This is a genomic window from Fibrobacter sp. UWR4, from assembly GCF_003149045.1.
In the GTDB taxonomy this organism is placed as follows: domain Bacteria; phylum Fibrobacterota; class Fibrobacteria; order Fibrobacterales; family Fibrobacteraceae; genus Fibrobacter.
Map to the genome: position 1 here is coordinate 1 of NZ_QGDU01000034.1, position 15,658 is coordinate 15,658.

General features: G+C 49.6%; 19 protein-coding genes and 1 pseudogene. 6 read left to right on the top strand and 14 right to left on the bottom strand.

Annotation, left to right across the window (positions count from 1 at the left end; all coding sequences use genetic code 11):
• Positions 1 to 137: 137 nt before the first annotated feature.
• Positions 138 to 392 (top strand): annotated as a pseudogene (locus tag BGX12_RS12580) (pyridoxal-phosphate dependent enzyme); the annotation flags it as partial.
• Positions 393 to 506: 114 nt separating this feature from the next.
• On the top strand, positions 507 to 1,118 hold the full coding sequence (locus tag BGX12_RS12585; protein ID WP_158278249.1) for a LysE family transporter: 612 nt from the start codon (positions 507 to 509) through the stop codon (positions 1,116 to 1,118).
• Here BGX12_RS12585 and BGX12_RS12590 read toward each other — a convergent pair.
• From BGX12_RS12590 to pdxS, 3 genes are read right to left on the bottom strand one after another with little or no spacing between them, the layout of a single operon-like run.
• Complete coding sequence (locus BGX12_RS12590) at positions 1,115 to 1,999, bottom strand: ATP-binding protein (RefSeq protein WP_109736396.1); 885 nt, start codon at positions 1,997 to 1,999, stop codon at positions 1,115 to 1,117. The two genes, BGX12_RS12585 and BGX12_RS12590, sit on opposite strands and share 4 nt — an antisense overlap.
• Positions 1,992 to 2,642 (bottom strand): pyridoxal 5'-phosphate synthase glutaminase subunit PdxT, encoded by a 651-nt coding sequence (gene pdxT / locus BGX12_RS12595; protein WP_109736397.1) that lies wholly within the window; start codon positions 2,640 to 2,642, stop codon positions 1,992 to 1,994. Before pdxT ends, BGX12_RS12590 begins: the two co-directional genes overlap by 8 nt.
• Before the next feature lie 24 nt (positions 2,643 to 2,666).
• A complete protein-coding gene (gene pdxS, locus BGX12_RS12600; protein WP_109736398.1) occupies positions 2,667 to 3,554 on the bottom strand; it encodes a pyridoxal 5'-phosphate synthase lyase subunit PdxS in 888 nt (295 codons plus the stop codon).
• Between the two features lie 149 nt (positions 3,555 to 3,703).
• Here pdxS and BGX12_RS12605 point away from each other — a divergent pair, with 149 nt between their 5' ends.
• Both BGX12_RS12605 and BGX12_RS12610 read left to right on the top strand, forming a co-directional pair.
• Complete coding sequence (locus BGX12_RS12605) at positions 3,704 to 5,179, top strand: PLP-dependent aminotransferase family protein (RefSeq protein WP_109736399.1); 1,476 nt, start codon at positions 3,704 to 3,706, stop codon at positions 5,177 to 5,179.
• Positions 5,180 to 5,257: 78 nt separating this feature from the next.
• Positions 5,258 to 5,518: a hypothetical protein gene (locus tag BGX12_RS12610; RefSeq protein WP_109736400.1), complete on the top strand. Its 261-nt coding sequence runs from the start codon at positions 5,258 to 5,260 to the stop codon at positions 5,516 to 5,518.
• A gap of 17 nt (positions 5,519 to 5,535) precedes the next feature.
• Here the strand turns inward: BGX12_RS12610 and BGX12_RS12615 are convergent, their stop codons facing one another.
• The 7 genes from BGX12_RS12615 to BGX12_RS12645 all read right to left on the bottom strand — a co-directional run bounded on the left by BGX12_RS12615 (position 5,536) and on the right by BGX12_RS12645 (position 11,337).
• On the bottom strand, positions 5,536 to 6,102 hold the full coding sequence (locus tag BGX12_RS12615; RefSeq protein WP_109736401.1) for a TetR/AcrR family transcriptional regulator: 567 nt from the start codon (positions 6,100 to 6,102) through the stop codon (positions 5,536 to 5,538).
• Between the two features lie 16 nt (positions 6,103 to 6,118).
• On the bottom strand, positions 6,119 to 7,552 hold the full coding sequence (locus BGX12_RS12620; RefSeq protein ID WP_109736402.1) for an alpha-amylase family glycosyl hydrolase: 1,434 nt from the start codon (positions 7,550 to 7,552) through the stop codon (positions 6,119 to 6,121).
• A 111-nt stretch (positions 7,553 to 7,663) separates the two neighbouring features.
• Positions 7,664 to 8,638 carry a HigA family addiction module antitoxin gene (locus BGX12_RS12625; protein WP_073160059.1) on the bottom strand — a complete coding sequence of 325 codons (975 nt, stop codon included), beginning with the start codon at positions 8,636 to 8,638 and terminating at the stop codon, positions 7,664 to 7,666.
• Between the two features lie 9 nt (positions 8,639 to 8,647).
• The gene (locus BGX12_RS12630) at positions 8,648 to 8,965 is read right to left on the bottom strand and encodes a type II toxin-antitoxin system RelE/ParE family toxin (RefSeq protein ID WP_073160057.1); all 318 of its coding nucleotides are present in this window, start codon (positions 8,963 to 8,965) and stop codon (positions 8,648 to 8,650) included.
• A gap of 162 nt (positions 8,966 to 9,127) precedes the next feature.
• A complete protein-coding gene (locus BGX12_RS12635) occupies positions 9,128 to 9,496 on the bottom strand; it encodes a putative quinol monooxygenase (protein ID WP_199220773.1) in 369 nt (122 codons plus the stop codon).
• The gene (locus tag BGX12_RS12640; RefSeq protein WP_109736404.1) at positions 9,459 to 10,256 is read right to left on the bottom strand and encodes a flavodoxin; all 798 of its coding nucleotides are present in this window, start codon (positions 10,254 to 10,256) and stop codon (positions 9,459 to 9,461) included. The genes BGX12_RS12635 and BGX12_RS12640 overlap by 38 nt, the downstream gene beginning before the upstream one ends.
• Before the next feature lie 10 nt (positions 10,257 to 10,266).
• The gene (locus BGX12_RS12645; protein WP_199220774.1) at positions 10,267 to 11,337 is read right to left on the bottom strand and encodes a carboxymuconolactone decarboxylase family protein; all 1,071 of its coding nucleotides are present in this window, start codon (positions 11,335 to 11,337) and stop codon (positions 10,267 to 10,269) included.
• Positions 11,338 to 11,476: 139 nt separating this feature from the next.
• Between BGX12_RS12645 and BGX12_RS12650 the strand changes: the two genes are divergently transcribed.
• Positions 11,477 to 12,364 (top strand): AraC family transcriptional regulator, encoded by an 888-nt coding sequence (locus BGX12_RS12650; protein WP_109736405.1) that lies wholly within the window; start codon positions 11,477 to 11,479, stop codon positions 12,362 to 12,364.
• A 24-nt stretch (positions 12,365 to 12,388) separates the two neighbouring features.
• Here BGX12_RS12650 and BGX12_RS12655 read toward each other — a convergent pair whose 3' ends face one another.
• From BGX12_RS12655 to BGX12_RS12665, 3 genes are read right to left on the bottom strand one after another with little or no spacing between them, the layout of a single operon-like run.
• Positions 12,389 to 12,952 (bottom strand): sugar O-acetyltransferase, encoded by a 564-nt coding sequence (locus BGX12_RS12655; protein ID WP_109736406.1) that lies wholly within the window; start codon positions 12,950 to 12,952, stop codon positions 12,389 to 12,391.
• Complete coding sequence (locus BGX12_RS12660; protein ID WP_109736407.1) at positions 12,952 to 13,488, bottom strand: flavodoxin family protein; 537 nt, start codon at positions 13,486 to 13,488, stop codon at positions 12,952 to 12,954. Before BGX12_RS12660 ends, BGX12_RS12655 begins: the two co-directional genes overlap by 1 nt.
• A 31-nt stretch (positions 13,489 to 13,519) precedes the next feature.
• The gene (locus BGX12_RS12665; RefSeq protein WP_109736408.1) at positions 13,520 to 14,044 is read right to left on the bottom strand and encodes a cyclophilin-like fold protein; all 525 of its coding nucleotides are present in this window, start codon (positions 14,042 to 14,044) and stop codon (positions 13,520 to 13,522) included.
• 317 nt (positions 14,045 to 14,361) lie between these two features.
• Here BGX12_RS12665 and BGX12_RS12670 point away from each other — a divergent pair, with 317 nt between their 5' ends.
• Positions 14,362 to 15,393, top strand: coding sequence for an alpha/beta hydrolase (locus BGX12_RS12670; RefSeq protein ID WP_109736427.1), 1,032 nt, complete (start codon positions 14,362 to 14,364; stop codon positions 15,391 to 15,393).
• A gap of 89 nt (positions 15,394 to 15,482) precedes the next feature.
• Here BGX12_RS12670 and BGX12_RS15555 read toward each other — a convergent pair whose 3' ends face one another.
• Entirely contained in the window at positions 15,483 to 15,638 is a 156-nt protein-coding gene (locus tag BGX12_RS15555; protein ID WP_158278250.1) for a hypothetical protein, read from the bottom strand.
• Between the last annotated feature and the right edge of the window lie 20 nt (positions 15,639 to 15,658).

Sequence of the window (15,658 nt, forward strand, 5' to 3'; positions counted from 1 at the left end):
TCTCGGTTAAGTCTCATCGCTTGTCCTTTTCTTGGTCGAAAACGCAAGTTAGAAACCTAACCATCCCTAGAATTCACTTTCTAGGGATTTTTTTTGTTTTCAGCCTAGATCGGATTTACTTGACGATGAGAATCCGCGGTGCAGGATTTATTCCCGACACCCTGAACACCAAGGTCTACGATGAAATCATCGCCGTCGAAAACGAAGCAGCTTTCGAAGCTGGTCGCGAAATCGGCCACAAGGAAGGTGTGCTGGTGGGCATCTCTTCTGGTGCAGCTCTCTGGGCCGCCAAGGAACTGGCTAAGCGTCCGGAAAACAAGGGCAAGACCATTGTGGCCCTCCTCCCGGATACCGGCGATCGCTATCTCTCTACAGCACTCTTCGGTGAATAAAGAAATGCGCGGGATAAGCGTCGCGCAAGCCATAAAAATCCGTTCTGTGTTAAAGTGAACCAAGCGCCAGGAAGTTCCATTAGCTTTCTGGCGCTTTCTTTTATGGAGGTTTTCATGATACCTTTAGAAATTTTACCGACGTTTTTATTCTACAGTTTTATTACAAGCATTACGCCGGGCCCCGCAAATTTAAGTTCCCTTTCACTAGCGCTGAGTCGCGGGAAAAACGTAGCCCTTAGGCAATGGGCGGGACTGTTCATCGGGTTTACTATCGTATCGCTTATTTCTGGATTCGTAGCGTTTTTTTTGGGAACCGCCCTGAATGAATACGCAAAAGTTTTGTCTATGGTGGGGGCCGCCTATATCTTGTGGTTGGCCATTCATCTGCTTCGAGAAAAAGTGGATCAAAGTGGGAGCGCTGAACTCCCTGCAATTTCTTCTGCCGCACAATATTTTCGACGCGGAATTTTTGTGCAGCTCACCAATGTGAAGATTATGTTCTTTTGCGTGACTGTTCAGACCACATTTTTGCTGCCCTATAATCACAGCTTACTTTCTGTTCTGTTGTTGGCTTTGGTCTTGCCCTTTATTGGCCCTGTTTGCAATCTGGCGTGGCTTTTTACCGGAGCCGCCTTGCAACGATTCTTTGTCCATTACCAAAAGCAAGTGAATGCAGTAATGGCGGCATCCCTTGCGCTTTGCGCAGCAAGCATTGTGTTGAATTAGGATTTATCGTAATCTTCCAGAAAACTGTGCTGTTCGCCGCCGGCTTTGTAGCCGGGAAAAGTCTCGATGCACACGGCATGAACGCTGTTGAAAATATTCTTTTCGATATTGGGGTTGATTCGCTTGAGGCGCTTGATCAACTCCTTTGTTTCCTTGCGCTTGCTGACGCTGATGACGTCGCCGCTAGCATTGTCAATGGCGCAGGCTTCCTGCTCTGCAGTGCGTGAAGTCATGCGGCAGGCGCACTGGATGAATTCCAGGCCGTTGTATTTTGTCCAGTTGACAATATCCTGCTCGTTGATACAGTACATGGGGCGGATCAGTTCCATGCCGTCAAAATTCTGGCTGCGAAGCTTGGGCATCATGCCCTGCAGTTGCGCGCCGTAGAACATGGCCATGACCGTGGTTTCGATGACGTCGGACATGTGGTGACCCAAGGCAATCTTGTTGCAACCCATATCCTTTGCCATGTGGTACAGATGACCGCGTCGCATCTTGGCGCAAACATAGCAAGGAGACTTGACCACCTTTTCGGTAACGTCAAAAATGTTGGTCTCGAAAACCGTGATGGGAATTTCCAGCAGGGCGGCGTTGCTCTCGATCTTTTCCCGATTCACCTTGTTGTAGCCCGGATCCATTACCAGGTACTTGACTTCAAACTGAAAATCCGAGTGGCGCAAAAGCATCTGCATCAGCTTGGCCAGCAGCATGGAATCCTTGCCGCCCGAAATGCAGACCGCAATTTTGTCCCCTTCTTCGATCAGCTTGTATTTCTTGATGGCCGTGATGAAGGGCGTCCAGAGACGTTCGCGATAAGTGGTGGAAATGCTACGTTCCACCTTCTGCACAAAGGAAAGTTCTCTTTTCTGTTTCTCAGCCATCAATGGCAAAGTTAGAAAAAATCATTTTCAGGAAGTACTGATGAATTCTCGTGTCTTTGTTCAGTTCCGGATGGAAGGTGATTCCTAGTTGGTTCTTGTAGCGGACTGCGACTATTTTATGATCAACTTCCGCAAGGACTTCCACGCCTTCGCCGGCGCTTGAAACCACGGGGGCGCGGATGAAGGTCATGGGGATGGTGGCGTCGGTGGCGTTCGTGATTCCTTTGAAGGGCTGTTCCGCGAAGAAACTTCCCAGCTGGCGGCCGTAGGCGTTACGCTGCACGGTGACGGGCAAGGTGCCGAAATAGACGTTGCTATCGTTGGAAAGTTTCTGTGCTAGAAGGATGAGACCTGCACATGTTCCCAAGACGGGGAGACCGTCCTGAATCAACTTTTTCAGCGGTTCGAAAAGTCCCAAGTCCTTCAGCAGTTTTCCCTGGACGGTGCTTTCACCGCCGGGGAGAACAAGACCGTCGAAAGGAAACTTTCCGCTCTTGGTTTCTGCGGGGGCGCGATTCAAATCGGAGAGCTGACGGATTTCGAATGTCTTTGCGCCGAGGCTTTCCAGAATTCTGCGGTGTTCAATAAATGCCCCCTGCACGGCAAGGACGCCGATGACAGGGGCTTTTTTCGTTTGAGTCATTGAGCCTCCTTTAAGGCTGCAAAATTACTTGCCGCGTTCGGCCATGAGCAATGCGATTTCCTGTTCGTTGATGCCCACCATGGCTTCGCCAAGGTCTTCGGAAAGTTTTGCGATGAGCTTTGCGTCAGTGTAGTTGGTGACGGCCTGGACGATGGCCTGGGCGCGCTTTTCGGGATTGCCGGACTTGAAAATTCCAGAACCCACGAACACGCCTTCGGCGCCCAGCTGCATCATGAGGGCGGCATCGGCGGGAGTTGCCACGCCACCTGCGGCGAAGTTCACTACGGGAAGCTTGCCGTTATCATGAACGTACTTCACGAGGGCATAGGAAACCCGGAGCTCCTTGGCGCGATTGTAGAGTTCGTCTTCACGCATGGAGGTGAGACGAGCGATTTCCTGCTGCATCAAACGCATGTGGCGCACTGCCTGCACGATGTCGCCAGTACCCGGTTCACCCTTGGTACGGATCATGGAAGCGCCTTCTTCAATACGGCGGAGGGCTTCTCCCAAATCCTTGGCGCCGCAAACGAAGGGCACCTGGAAATCCCGCTTGTTGATGTGGAAAATGTCGTCGGCGGGGGAGAGCACTTCGCTTTCGTCGATGTAGTCAATTTCGATAGCCTGAAGAATCTGGGCTTCGGCGAAATGACCGATACGGCACTTGGCCATGACCGGGATGGATACGGCGTCCTGAATGCCCTTGATCATCTTGGGGTCGCTCATGCGGCTAACGCCTCCGGCGGCACGGATGTCTGCGGGAATGCGTTCCAGGGCCATGACGGCGCAGGCGCCTGCGGCTTCAGCAATCTTTGCCTGTTCCGGAGTGGTCACGTCCATGATGACGCCGCCCTTCAGCATCTGGGCAAGGTTCTTGTTTAGTTCGTAACGGTCTGCGATATACTTTTCGGTCATGGTTTGCTCCTTGGTTAATGAAGTCATCCCGGCCCTGTGCCGGGATCCCCTTTTTCAAACCCTAATTTACCCTTTTCATTGACATTATTAAATGTTCAATTTTCTACTTTTATAACAAGGTCAGAATAAGGTCAGTTTAAGGTCAGATTATGCTTAGTTACGACATGACAAAAAATGGTTCCGATTCTTTGTACCACTATTTGTATAAGTGCATCAAGAATGACGTTCTTCAGGGAACTTTGACGGCAGGGGATAAACTGCCTACGAAGCGTCCCTTTGCGGAACATCTTGGTGTCAGCGTGATTACTGTGGAAAATGCCTATGCCCAGTTGCTGACCGAGGGCTTTATTTATTCTGAACCCCGCAAGGGCTTTTTCGTTGCGGATATTGCCGAAAGGCTGAAAAAGTCTGGACTTGCTGCGACGCTGTCGCAACAAAATTTTCCCGAGTCTCGCGAGGCACAACGAATTTCCGCGCCCGACGATTTACCGCCCCGTTTTCAAAAACTTCAGTCCCGCGCCCGTAGCAAAATCATTGCGGACTTTACCAGCAATCAGTCTGAAACTTCCGCATTCCCCTTCTCCACCTGGGCAAAAATCATGCGTAAGGTTTTGTGCGAACAGCAAAATGAACTGCTGGAACGTTCTCCCTACGGAGGCGTTTTGCCCCTCCGTGTGGCCATCGCAAAAATGCTGAAGGGAACCCGAAATCTGGATGTTTCTCCGGATCAGATTATTGTAGGCGCAGGCTCGGATTACCTTTATGCTTTGCTGGTTCAGTTGCTAGGTTTTGACAAAAAGTACGGCGTAGAAGATCCGGGCTACAGCAAGATTTCGAAAATCTATCGCAAGTTGAATGTGGTGTGCAACTTTATCCCTCTGGATGAACAAGGCGTGCGCATCGACCAGTTGGAAGAAACCTGCACCGACGTGGTCCATCTTTCGCCCTCCCATCATTTTCCTACGGGAATCGTGACGCCGGTGAGCCGCCGTTACGAACTGTTGAGCTGGGCTTCAAAATCCAGCAACCGCTACATCGTGGAAGACGATTACGACAGCGAATTCCGCATGGTGGGCAAACCCATTCCCGCCCTGCAGAATATTGATGTCCAGGAAAAGGTGGTGTACATCAATTCCTTCTCCAAGACGTTGGCGTCAACAGTTCGCGTAAGCTATATGGTGTTGCCCAGGAGCCTCGTGGAAAAATTCCACAAGGAATTCAGTTTCTATACTTGCACCGTTTCCAACTTTGAGCAGTTGGCGCTTGCCCGCTACATTGGCGAAGGTCATTTCGAAAAGCATGTGAACCGCATGCGCAATTTTTACCGCCATCGTCGCGACGCTCTGCTTTCCGCCATTCGCAAATCCATGCTACGCGATTTCGCCGCCATCTCCGAAGAAGATGCGGGCCTTCACTTTATTCTGAAAATCAACACCGCCCTCTCCGATGAGGAATTCTGCAACGCCGCCAAGGAAAAGGGGGTTGTCATCGGGGCCCTTTCGGATTACTACACCCAGGCCGAACCTTCCGCCCATCAGTTCATCATGAACTACTCCGCCGTGCCCGAAAAGCAAATGCCAAGGGCCATGGAAAAGCTGTACGAAGTGGTGAAGTCTATCTCCTAAATCGGCTTGTCTTCCGACTGCGATTAGACTTGCTTTGGTAAGGCTTAAATTTCTGTGTATAAAGGAATTATAGATTTTTTGCGTTCGAAGATTCGTACCTCGGAAGGGAACAAGTTCGCTTACCAGATTGTCAAGAACTCTATGCTGGCTCTTGCTTGCGAATGCGTGGGCTTTATGGTAGACGAGGCAACGATGCAGTCCCCTTCCGGTAGAAAAGATGCGCTGTTCAATGCCTTTATTTCCAAGGAATTGAACTTCCCCGACATGAGCTTCTTTGGAAAATTCTTCAAGCGCATTGTAGGCATGTCGACAAAAACATTCCGCACCCAGCGGGATTGACGGTTATAATCGAAACTTTACGAGAAAATCCCGTGCATAAACTGATGACAGGTGTCGTAAACGTCCCTGTCATTTAGTTTTATAAGGCCGCTGAAATAGGCCTGGATGCTGGCGTTGATGATGCCGAGGAATGTGTAAGCGTAACGCTGATGGCGGCCCTTCATGTTGCCGTGATCCTTGCTTGCTGCAAGGAAAAGTTCTGAGAGCGCTTTCCACTGTTTTTCACAGAGGGGGAGGACTTCGTCGTGGATATCGCCTTCGGTCGGGGCGTTGCCCATGCTCATGAACCAGGCGTAAAATTCCGGGTCCTTCTTGGCGAATTCAAAATAGACGCGGGCAACGGATTCCAAGGTCTTGACCACATCGTGATTGTAATCGGCGGCGGTCTCGAAATCCTTCCAGAAAATTTCCAGATGGGTACTGAGGAGGGCGTTCAGAAGGCCCCGCTTGTTTCCGAAGTAATGGTACAGCGTGGGCTTGCCCACTCCTGCGGCGTCGGCGATTTTTTGCACGCCGGTGGCGTCGTAGCCTTCCTTGCGGAAAAGGATCAGGGCCTGCTGCAATAAAACTTCTTTTGTGGTCATGATCCAAATATACTTTTTATGTACCGCTAGGTACAAGGATGCGTCCCCACTTGGGCGGAATTATGACGGTAATTTTGCCGTTGCTGATTTTGATGAAATCGTTGGAAAGAAGGTCTCGCAGATTTTTTAAGGAATTCATTTTAGGCGTGCGCGTAAAATGTCTGCGCAAGTCAATTTCAAATTGAACGGGTGCGTCCTGGAGATTTATAAGAACAAGGGCATCACCATTTTGGTGTGTTCGCCAGAAGGCCAATTGTTGGGAGTGAACGAATTCCTGTTGATAGCCGCCATCGCGCAAGGCGTCGCAATCCAAGCGGATGCCTGCCAGGTGACGGATTTCGGAAAGTAGATTTTCTTTGTCCGTAGAGTTTGTGGATTGTCTACTCGCGGACTTTGGGTAATTATCGAAACGAATGTGTCCCTGCTCGATGTGCATAGAGGGACGCAAATTCCAGTCGTCACAGCCGCCTTTAATTGCGTCCAAGCCAAATTCCTCGCCGTAATAAATAGTAGGCACTCCCGGCATGGTATAGAACAGCAGATGCTGAACGAAATTGTCCTGCTTGTTTTTCAGCTGGCTGTAAATGCGATTGGTGTCATGATTCTCGTTAAAAAGCTGAAGTCTCGCGCCCTTACAAGTTCCGTCCTTATCGTCAAAGAATTGATTCAGGTTGTAGGCAAGTTCAAACATGTTCTTGTCGTTGATGGAACTCCAGCAGGATTTATAGGTCTGGTAATTGGTGACGGAATTCAGCCCCGCTTCAAGCCATCGCCTAGGGTCTCCGAAGACCACTTCTCCCATCATCCAGAAATCCGCACGCTTTTGGTGGCAGGCGGTTGCAAGATGTCGCAGAAATTCCAAGTCCATATCTTCGGCTGCGTCAATACGAATTCCGTCAATGCCAAATTCGTCCATCCAATATTCTGCGCAATGAATCAGCTCCCGCTCCACATCAGGATTCCGCAAATTGAAGGCGGGCAGTTCCTGAAAACCAGCCCAGCAGTCTACCGTAAAAGAGTCACCGCAGAGGTTGGGTGCGTTAAATCGCGGATTGCGGTACCAGCTGGCGTAAGGTGAATTCTGTCCCTTTTCCCGCAGGTCCTTGTAAGCGAAATGATGCCTGGAGGAATGATTCCAGACGGCATCAAAAAATACATGAAGGCCTGCATTATGAAAGTCGCGAACCATCTGCTTCAAGTCCTCGTTATTTCCTAGGCGGGGGTCCAACTGGTACATGTCCGTCACGTCGTAGCCGTGGGTTTCGCTCTTGAAAATAGGCCCCAGCAGAATGGAATCTGCCCGCAAGCTTTGCAAGTGAGGAATAAGGCCGACGAGTTCGCGGATTTTCCTGTGGTTCGCGCAGTTCATATTTGCCTTGGAATTGCGGTCGTTGTCGGTTTCGCGTAATGCGCCTAGCGGAAATACATGGTAAATGTGATTCGGTCTCATGGATTCCTCCTTGAAAAAATACTATATACCGTTCGGTATATAAACAAATCTAGTATACCGATTGGTATATTGTCAAGGGGGCATAAAAAAGGAACGCTTTCGCGCTCCTTTCTATTTTTCGAAAGCCTCATCCATACATTTCTGGGCAAAAAGGTTGGCTTCTTCATCCTTTTGTGGATTTTTGTTGCCATGATACATGTTCTTGATGAAAATGTCCTTTTTGCCATGCAGGATTATGTGAGCTAACTCGTGGAAGAATGTGAACCAGAATGCTTTGCGGTCCTTGAAACGGTCGTGTAGCTGAATCACGGGAATGTCGCGGTACCAGCGGGCCATGCCGTGAATGGGCGCCGACTTGAAGTTCTGAACGTAAAGAATCTTCATGCCCAGACTTGCGCCCAGTTCCTGCAGCTTGACCATACCCTCGTCGATTTCGCCTGGCTTCCCCATGGAACTCCTGGAACCGTAGGCGGATGCCAGCTCAATGAACTGTGGCAAAGCTTTCTTGATGACGATACGTTGCTTCTTGTCGTTCTGCTTTTCCATCTTGATGGCGTCAGCAAGAATTTCACCGCGGCGAAGCCAGACGGAAGCTGCGTACGGATCCTGTGCCTCGGCCAGCGAAATTCGGAAGGCAACTTTGAGACTTGCCTTGCAGTAATAATTTTCCCAGGCCTTGGGGCTGGAAACGCCAAAGAAACGCAATAGCGGCGAAATGTTATCTTCCTTGTTGTCGATATCTTCAACCCATTGGCGGGGTTTTAACTCGCCTATTGGAAGGCTGTTTCGCCAGGTGGACTTGTCGCCCAAGGTGGCCTTGATCTGCTTTCGCATCAAGTCCTGTTCGTACTTACGCTGCGCCGTCAGCCAAAAAGACGCGGGAATACCTGTGGCGTATTCAAGATTGAATGCCATTTCTGCAGTGATTGCGCATTTTGCTTTGAGAATTTCATTCACCGTTTTTGCGGTGTAACCGATGCGGGATGCAAATTCGTTGACGTCCATATTCATTTCTTCAAGTTTTTCTTGCAGAAATTCACCGGGGGCAACGACCCACCAATAATCTCTTTCTTTTTCTTCTGCCATAAATACCTCTTATTTATGATAGTCTACAATTTCTTTGACTTCTGCCTCTGAAATTTCTGACCAAACAATGACCTTGTTTGGCTCCGAGCCCTTGATAATCAGTCGATAAGGTTGGTCAAGATTGCAAGCCCATTCTCCTTTTCTGTCGCCTACTAGTTCATGGAAGTTTCCGGCAAGATTTCTCAAATCATTGAAGTTGGCGGCGAGCCTCAGCGCCTGGATTCTCAACTTGTAAAGATTCGCCCGTTTCTTGCCCATGAATCGCAAGGCGAAAGCTTCGTCCCAAGAGCTCCGTTCTAAATCTTTATCTGCAAATTCAATTTTCAACTAACCTCCTTCGTTCCTTATTTGTTTAATATAATAAAAACTTTTTATGAACGCAAGAGGTGTGTTTTTTATTTCTTTGCTGCGTCAGCCAAACGCGTTAGGCTGAACAAAAAAAGGAGCGCTTTCGCGTTCCTTCTTTTCTCTCTCTCATTTTTTTAGTTCTTACTTATCCGCAATTTCTGAGCTGATGGACATTAGCGGGTTTAACGGGTCGGTGTCAATCAGGTCCAGGTGCTTGACCATGCGGAGAGTGCCTTGCTTGTACTTCTGGAAATGTTCCGAAGCGATGTGCTTTTTGTAGGCATCCTGGCTGGCGTAGATTTCAAGAATGTAGAGGGCATTCTTGTCGCGCTTAAGGCCCATGGGATACATGCAGATAACGCCCGGTTCCGTACGCATGCTGGTGGCGCCGACTTCAAGAGCCATGGCCATGTACTGGTCGTGATACTCCGGGTGAATCTCAATGTAGGACAGGCGAACGATGCGGTCGCTTTCAAAGGGCTGCTTTTTCACTTGACTTGTCTTTGCCATAGCCATTCCTGAAGCTAGAAGAAGTACGAAGAAAATTAGAAGTTTTTTCATATTCCCAAAATTCCTTTTTCAACCAGTCTGCGATTTTGGTTTCGCGGCTAGAGAAATCTGCGGCCTTTATAGAAAGGCTTGCGGTAAAATTGCTAGCGGAAAGCAAACGCTTGGCATCGGCTTCTACTCCGCTGATTCCGCTGGAATGGCTGCTGACAATAAGGCCTACTTTTTTATTTGCAAGTTCCTTGCTGTTCTTGAAAAGATAGGTTTGCATGGGAGCGGCCATTTGGCTCCACCAGAGAGGCGCAACGACGATCACTTCGCTGTAGTTTGCGAAACTCACTTCGACGCTTGCTGTGATGGCAGGGTAGCTGCTTTCGTCATCGGGATTCTTGTTGATGGCGTCAATAAGGGCATCGCCGATGGCGTAATTGTTGGCTGCGAAATCTGCCTTTTCTACAGGAGAGATTTCCACCACATCGGCAGAAATCATTCCTGTCAAGGTTTCTACGATAGCCTTGCTGTTCCCCGTGTAAGAGTAGTAAGCGACCAGCATCTTTTCGGAAGCTGCGATGTTCCCACTAGAAGAACTTGTGGCATTCTCGACTTCGCTGGAACTGCTTTCCGCAGTTTCTGTTGCAGAAGATTCTACGATGCTCTCACTTGAGCCTGCAACATCATTCTTTGCGTTAGAGCTGGAGTCGTCGCCGCAGGCGTTCAGAAAGAACGCCGCCGTCACACTCAACAAGAACAGTAATTTTTTCATACCGCCTCAATTACGGAAGCTTGTTGTACACTTCGTCAACTACAGGTTCCAACCATTCGTTGCTGGCGTTTTCGCCAACGTGGGTGTGATAAGTCAAGTGCTGGAACCAGGAATCCTTGGCGGCACCGTGCCAGTGCTTTTTGCCTTCGGGAATGGCCACTACAGTACCCGGCGTCATTTCAAGAGGCTCCTTGCCTTCTTCCACGTACCAGCCGCGGCCAGAAACTGCGATCAAGACCTGCACCTGATTGTGATGAACGTGCCAGTTGTTGCGGCAACCCGGTTCAAAAGTCACGTTGGTAGGGCCGCCGTTTTCGGCGCTCATGGGAGCCACATAGCTGTTGCCGATAAAGTACTTTGCGTAATTCACGTTAGGCACGCCGCGGGGCCACGGGGAATCTCCGCCGTACATGCCAGGAATCAACTTGGCATCCTGCAAAGTCATGGTAATGCTTTCCTCCTGCTGATCCGTAAGACCTGCCTTCTTTGCGCCCGCCTTGTGTGCTGCCAGCTGGGGGTGAACGCCATCCATGCCGCTGAGGGCCGCAACAGTCACCAGTTCGCGTTCCGGCATAGTCAAGTTGTCGCGGGCGAAAATGTCACCGAACAAATGTGCCTTCAGGTAGTAATCCGTTGCAGGAGCGAAAGTGTTGCTCACCTTGCCGAACAACTTCGTCTGAACTTCGGTACCGGCCTTCAGGGAGTTGTAATTCTTGGGCAGGGGAGAAGCGTCCTTGCCTTCGGCGGTCTTCTTGCCGGCGGCCTTGCGTTCATCCAGAACCTTCTGCAAAGTTCCTAGGGCGTTCAGGGAGCGCGGAAAACCGGTGTAGGCATAAAGCTGGGAAAGGGCTTCCTTCACCTGGCTTACGGTGAGGCCGTCGTCCAGGCCCTTGTCGATAGCCTTGCTAAGTTTTGCCAAGTCGCCCTTGGCTTCCAGGCAGGCGATAATGGCCATGTCCTGCTGCTGAACGGTAAGTACGTTTTTCATAATCTGTGCGTTTGTGGTGGTGGCGAATGCGGCAGAAATTGCGACCGCCGCGCCCATGGATTTTACGAATGTTTTAAAGAATGCAGTTTTCATAGTTATGAATTTACCAAAAGACTAGTTTTAATTCACTACCCAAAACAAATGAATTTCTACCAAAAACGCAGATTTTATATATAAAAATTTGATTTTATAACCTTTTTTCCTATATTCAGGACGTAAAAAATGGTATAGAATGAAAATTCTCAAAGTCGATAATCCCAATGTTTTTGCCCGTCATGTGAGCGCTCCGGAGATTCACCCCCTCATTAGCGTGATTCATTTTGACGAGATTGCGCCTTTTCCCCATAGCATGAACAATTACGGTGTGTATGGGCTGTTCATCCAGCGGGAATTTCCAAAGTCCCTGGTTTACGGCACCAAGACGATTCAGGTCAGCGGCTCTTCCATTATTGCGGTGGCGCCGGGGCAGCTTGGCGGCTCCAAGGAAAGTGACAGTGGCATTGCGCTGAGTGGCTGGGCAGTGCTCTGGTCGCCGGAACTTTTGGAGGATTCGTCCCTGGAAAAGCAGATGAAGGATTACGAGTTCTTCTCCTACTTTTTTTCGGATTCCTTGCAGATTGATCCTGCGGAGTGGCAAGCCATTACCCAGCTGGCGTCGCAGTTGCGTTCCGAGCTGCAGCAGCACGAAGACGGTGCACCCCTCAGGAGCATTGTGCAGTCGTATCTTCATTTGATTCTTGAATATTGCAAGCGGGCTTACTTGCGCCAGAGTGCAAACGGAAACGACGGCGACAACGATATCTTAAAGCAATTCCATACGCTCCTGGAAAAATATTACCGCGACGAAAAACAGAAAATTCATGGTGTGCCTTCGGTGGCCTACTGCGCCCGGGAACTGGCCTACTCCCCCCGCTATTTTGGCGACTTGGTCCACAAGGCAACAGGCGGCAGCGCCATCGGTTACATCCATTCCTTCGTCATTAACCAGAGCAAGAATTTTTTGATGAAGGGCCTTTCCATCGGCGAGACCGCACAACTGCTGGGCTTTAGCTACCCCCACCATTTTACAAGACTATTCAAGAACGTGACGGGACTAACCCCAATCGAGTTTACGAAATAGATTTTATTTGGAAAGAAAATAACGTTAAATCGTCTTTATGACTTTCGCAGGAACGCCGCCTACCACCGTGTTGGGGGCGACGTTTTTGTTTACTACGGCGCCTGCCGCGACAATGGCTCCGTCACCGATGGTAACGCCCGGGAGAATGGTGGCGTTGGAACCGATCCACACGTTTTTACCGATGTGGATGGGCTTGGGGTACATATCTCCGCGGTGTTCCGGTTCGGGGGCGTGATTCAATGTGGCGAGAACGACGTTGTGGCCGATGAGTGCGCCGTCGTCGATGGTGATGCCTCCGTGATCCTGAAATTTGCAGCCTGCGTTAATGAAAACGTTCTTGCCAATTTTGATGTTTCTGCCGCAGTCCGTATTGAAGGGTGGGAACAGCCCGAAAGTTTCATCGACAGGCTCGCTGATCAGCTCCGAAAATAGCTTGCGGATTTCGACGGGCTCGTGATAGCCTGTGTTGATTTCCGCAGTGATTTTCAATGCCCGCTGGGACATTTCGTGCATGAACAAATGTGTTTCGTTTCCGGCAATGATTCGCTCGCCAGAGGCCATGGCCTTCTTGAATTCTTCCAGAGTCATTAGACCTTAGACCCCTTCTTATAGGCTTCGGCGAGAGCAATCTTGTTGCTTGCGGTTTCCTTGGGCTCGGAGGCGCTGGCGAAAACGGTTCCCTTCAGCTTGACGTTGTCGAAACAGGCGATCCAGCCCTTGATTCCGTTTATAGCGTTCTTCGGGGTGGTCTTTTCATTTTCTGCGGCGGTGGCTAGCAGGTAGATTTCGCGGAACTTGTATTCGCTAATGTAAAGGGAATTAGCGCGGTCCAGCATAGTCTTCAGCTGGCCGCACATTTCGTAGTAATAGATGGGCGTTGCGAAGGCGATGACTTCGGCGTTCTTCATCTTTTCGGTGATTTCGTTGGCGTCGTCCTTGATGACGCACTTGCCTTTCTTTTGGCAGGCGAGGCAACCGCGACAGAATGCGATATTCTTGCCCTGCAGGGAAATGTATTCCACATCGTTACCGGCGTCCTTTGCGCCCTTGGCAAATTCCTTGGTTAGAATGTCGGAGTTGCTTCCCTTGCGAAGGCTAGAAGAAATAACAAGAACTTTTTTCATTTGCGTGTCTCCATGAAAAATGCTGAGCGAATTAAAATGCTTGGATTGTGATTTTCTTGGCGCCAGCTTTCAGGGCGTCCTTTAAACCGTCTGGATTTTCGAAAGCTCCGATGTCGCTGTAGCTGTAGCCTGGATTGCTGAAGGTCTCGTAGAAAAAGACGAGACAGTCGGAACCATAAACCTTGATGTCGCCTTTCTTGATGGTGTCGGGAGCGTAGCTTGTGGTCTTGAAACCGGAATCCAAATAGACATAGTATTCGTTGCCGTGGAGTTCTGTCATGGAAAGCGTCAGGGGAAGTTTTTCCTTGAAACTTTGCGCGGTGGCGTTGTCTGCTAGGGTGGCAATGAATTCTTGAGAGCCGATGGTGATTTTGATTTTGTTCATTTCAATTTTTGCCGTCGAAGAACTGCTGGCTTGAACGGATTGTGCGTTGGACGAACTGTTTTTAGCAGCGATTTCATTTGAACCTTGTTCCGCGTTTGACGCGGAATCGGCGCAGGCATATAAAGGCAGAAACAATAGGCCTGCAAAAATAAAATTCAACAAATTTTTCATACTTCAAATATAGCGTTGTTTTGTTGAAATAGCAAATACTTTGATTTTATATACTGTTATGCCTAAAAAGTATAGCAAAGCATAAAAATTAAGTATTTGCTTATTGTGTTTTTTGGTTCTAAATTGTATCTTGCAAAAACATCTTCATAGGATTGAAAATGAATTTCAAGAAATCTTCCTTTGGTAAAATTGTTACCGCTGCTGCAGTAATCTCTGTGGCAACCGCTTTCACCGCCTGCTGCGACAAGAGCGACGCAAGTCAGGCTTCCGCAAAGGCTGCAAACGCAACTATCAACTACTCCGCAAACGAGACCGTTATGGCACAGAACGAAAAATTGGAACTGACTCAAGAATGGGACAAGGTTTTCCCCAAGAGCGAAAAGGTGGATCATAAGAAGGTGACCTTCACCAATAACTTCGGCATCACCTTGGCTGCCGATATGTACATCCCGAAGGATGCAAACCTTGCTGTAAATGGCAAGTTCCCGGCCATCGCTGTTTCTGGCCCCTTTGGCGCCGTGAAGGAACAGTCCAGCGGTCTCTACGCACAGACCATGGCAGAAAAGGGCTACTTGACCATTGCATTTGACCCCAGCTTTACTGGCGAAAGCAGCGGCATGCCCCGCCGCGTGGCTTCTCCGGACATTAACACCGAAGACTTCATGGCCGCAGTGGACTTCCTCGGCGCTCAGGAAAATGTGGATGCTGAACGCATCGGCATTATCGGTATTTGCGGTTGGGGTGGCATCGCCCTGAACGCCGCTGCCGCGGACACCCGCATCAAGGCAACTGTGGCAAGCACCATGTACGACATGACCCGCGTGGGCGGCAACGGCTACTTTGATTCCGGCGACAATGAAGAAGCCCGTTACGAAGGCCGCAAGGCTCTCGCAGCCCAGCGCGTAAAGGATCGCGCCGCAGGTTCCTACCTGCGTGCCGGTGGCGTTGTGGACCCGCTTCCGGATGACGCTCCCTACTTCGTGAAGGATTACTACGCTTACTACAAGACTCCTCGCGGTTACCACAAGCGTTCTGGTAATTCCAACGATGGTTGGAATGCAACGGGCACCCAGGCTTATGCCAACGCCCGCTTCCTCCGTTATACCAACGAAATCCGTTCCGCTGTTCTCGTGATGCATGGCGACAAGGCTCATTCCTTCTACTTCGGCAAGGATGCCTACAAGTACATGGTTGAAGGCAATCCCGCTGCAGGCATCAAGGCAAACCCGAATCCTTCCAACAAGGAACTTCTGGTGATTCCTGGCGCATCTCACGTGGATCTTTACGACAACATGGAAAAGATTCCTTTCGCAAAGCTTGACGAATTCTTCAAGACTAACTTGAAGTAATTAGCGGGTTGCTGCGACTGAAATACGCAATAAAGACTGCGCCTATGATGGCGTGGTCTTTTTGCTATTGGATTGGTGATAAAGGTCTTTTACAGTGCCTTGATTTCTTCGGGAGTGAGGCCAGAAACAGAAGCAATTTCGGCCAAAGTAAGTTTCCCCTGGACACGCAAAGCTTTGACGAGTTCGCGCTTTTCTTCCTTGCGAGCTTCGTCGTGTTCCTCTTCAAGCATTGCTTCAAAAGTCATGTAGTCCAAGATGGTAAAAT

Bases quoted from the DNA above. Each gene is read 5' to 3' on its own strand.
- pdxS (WP_109736398.1), bottom strand. From the start codon at position 3,554: ATGACCGAAAAGTATATCGCAGACCGTTACGAACTAAACAAGAACCTT.
- BGX12_RS12670 (WP_109736427.1), top strand. From the start codon at position 14,362: ATGGCACAGAACGAAAAATTGGAACTGACTCAAGAATGGGACAAGGTT.
- BGX12_RS12615 (WP_109736401.1), bottom strand. From the start codon at position 6,102: ATGACCACAAAAGAAGTTTTATTGCAGCAGGCCCTGATCCTTTTCCGC.
- BGX12_RS12605 (WP_109736399.1), top strand. From the start codon at position 3,704: ATGCTTAGTTACGACATGACAAAAAATGGTTCCGATTCTTTGTACCAC.
- BGX12_RS12655 (WP_109736406.1), bottom strand. From the start codon at position 12,952: ATGACTCTGGAAGAATTCAAGAAGGCCATGGCCTCTGGCGAGCGAATC.
- BGX12_RS12645 (WP_199220774.1), bottom strand. From the start codon at position 11,337: ATGAAAACTGCATTCTTTAAAACATTCGTAAAATCCATGGGCGCGGCG.
- BGX12_RS15555 (WP_158278250.1), bottom strand. From the start codon at position 15,638: ATGACTTTTGAAGCAATGCTTGAAGAGGAACACGACGAAGCTCGCAAG.
- BGX12_RS12590 (WP_109736396.1), bottom strand. From the start codon at position 1,999: ATGGCTGAGAAACAGAAAAGAGAACTTTCCTTTGTGCAGAAGGTGGAA.
- BGX12_RS12635 (WP_199220773.1), bottom strand. From the start codon at position 9,496: ATGGCAAAGACAAGTCAAGTGAAAAAGCAGCCCTTTGAAAGCGACCGC.
- BGX12_RS12625 (WP_073160059.1), bottom strand. From the start codon at position 8,638: ATGGCAGAAGAAAAAGAAAGAGATTATTGGTGGGTCGTTGCCCCCGGT.
- BGX12_RS12585 (WP_158278249.1), top strand. From the start codon at position 507: ATGATACCTTTAGAAATTTTACCGACGTTTTTATTCTACAGTTTTATT.
- BGX12_RS12640 (WP_109736404.1), bottom strand. From the start codon at position 10,256: ATGAAAAAATTACTGTTCTTGTTGAGTGTGACGGCGGCGTTCTTTCTG.
- BGX12_RS12650 (WP_109736405.1), top strand. From the start codon at position 11,477: ATGAAAATTCTCAAAGTCGATAATCCCAATGTTTTTGCCCGTCATGTG.
- BGX12_RS12660 (WP_109736407.1), bottom strand. From the start codon at position 13,488: ATGAAAAAAGTTCTTGTTATTTCTTCTAGCCTTCGCAAGGGAAGCAAC.
- pdxT (WP_109736397.1), bottom strand. From the start codon at position 2,642: ATGACTCAAACGAAAAAAGCCCCTGTCATCGGCGTCCTTGCCGTGCAG.
- BGX12_RS12665 (WP_109736408.1), bottom strand. From the start codon at position 14,044: ATGAAAAATTTGTTGAATTTTATTTTTGCAGGCCTATTGTTTCTGCCT.
- BGX12_RS12620 (WP_109736402.1), bottom strand. From the start codon at position 7,552: ATGAGACCGAATCACATTTACCATGTATTTCCGCTAGGCGCATTACGC.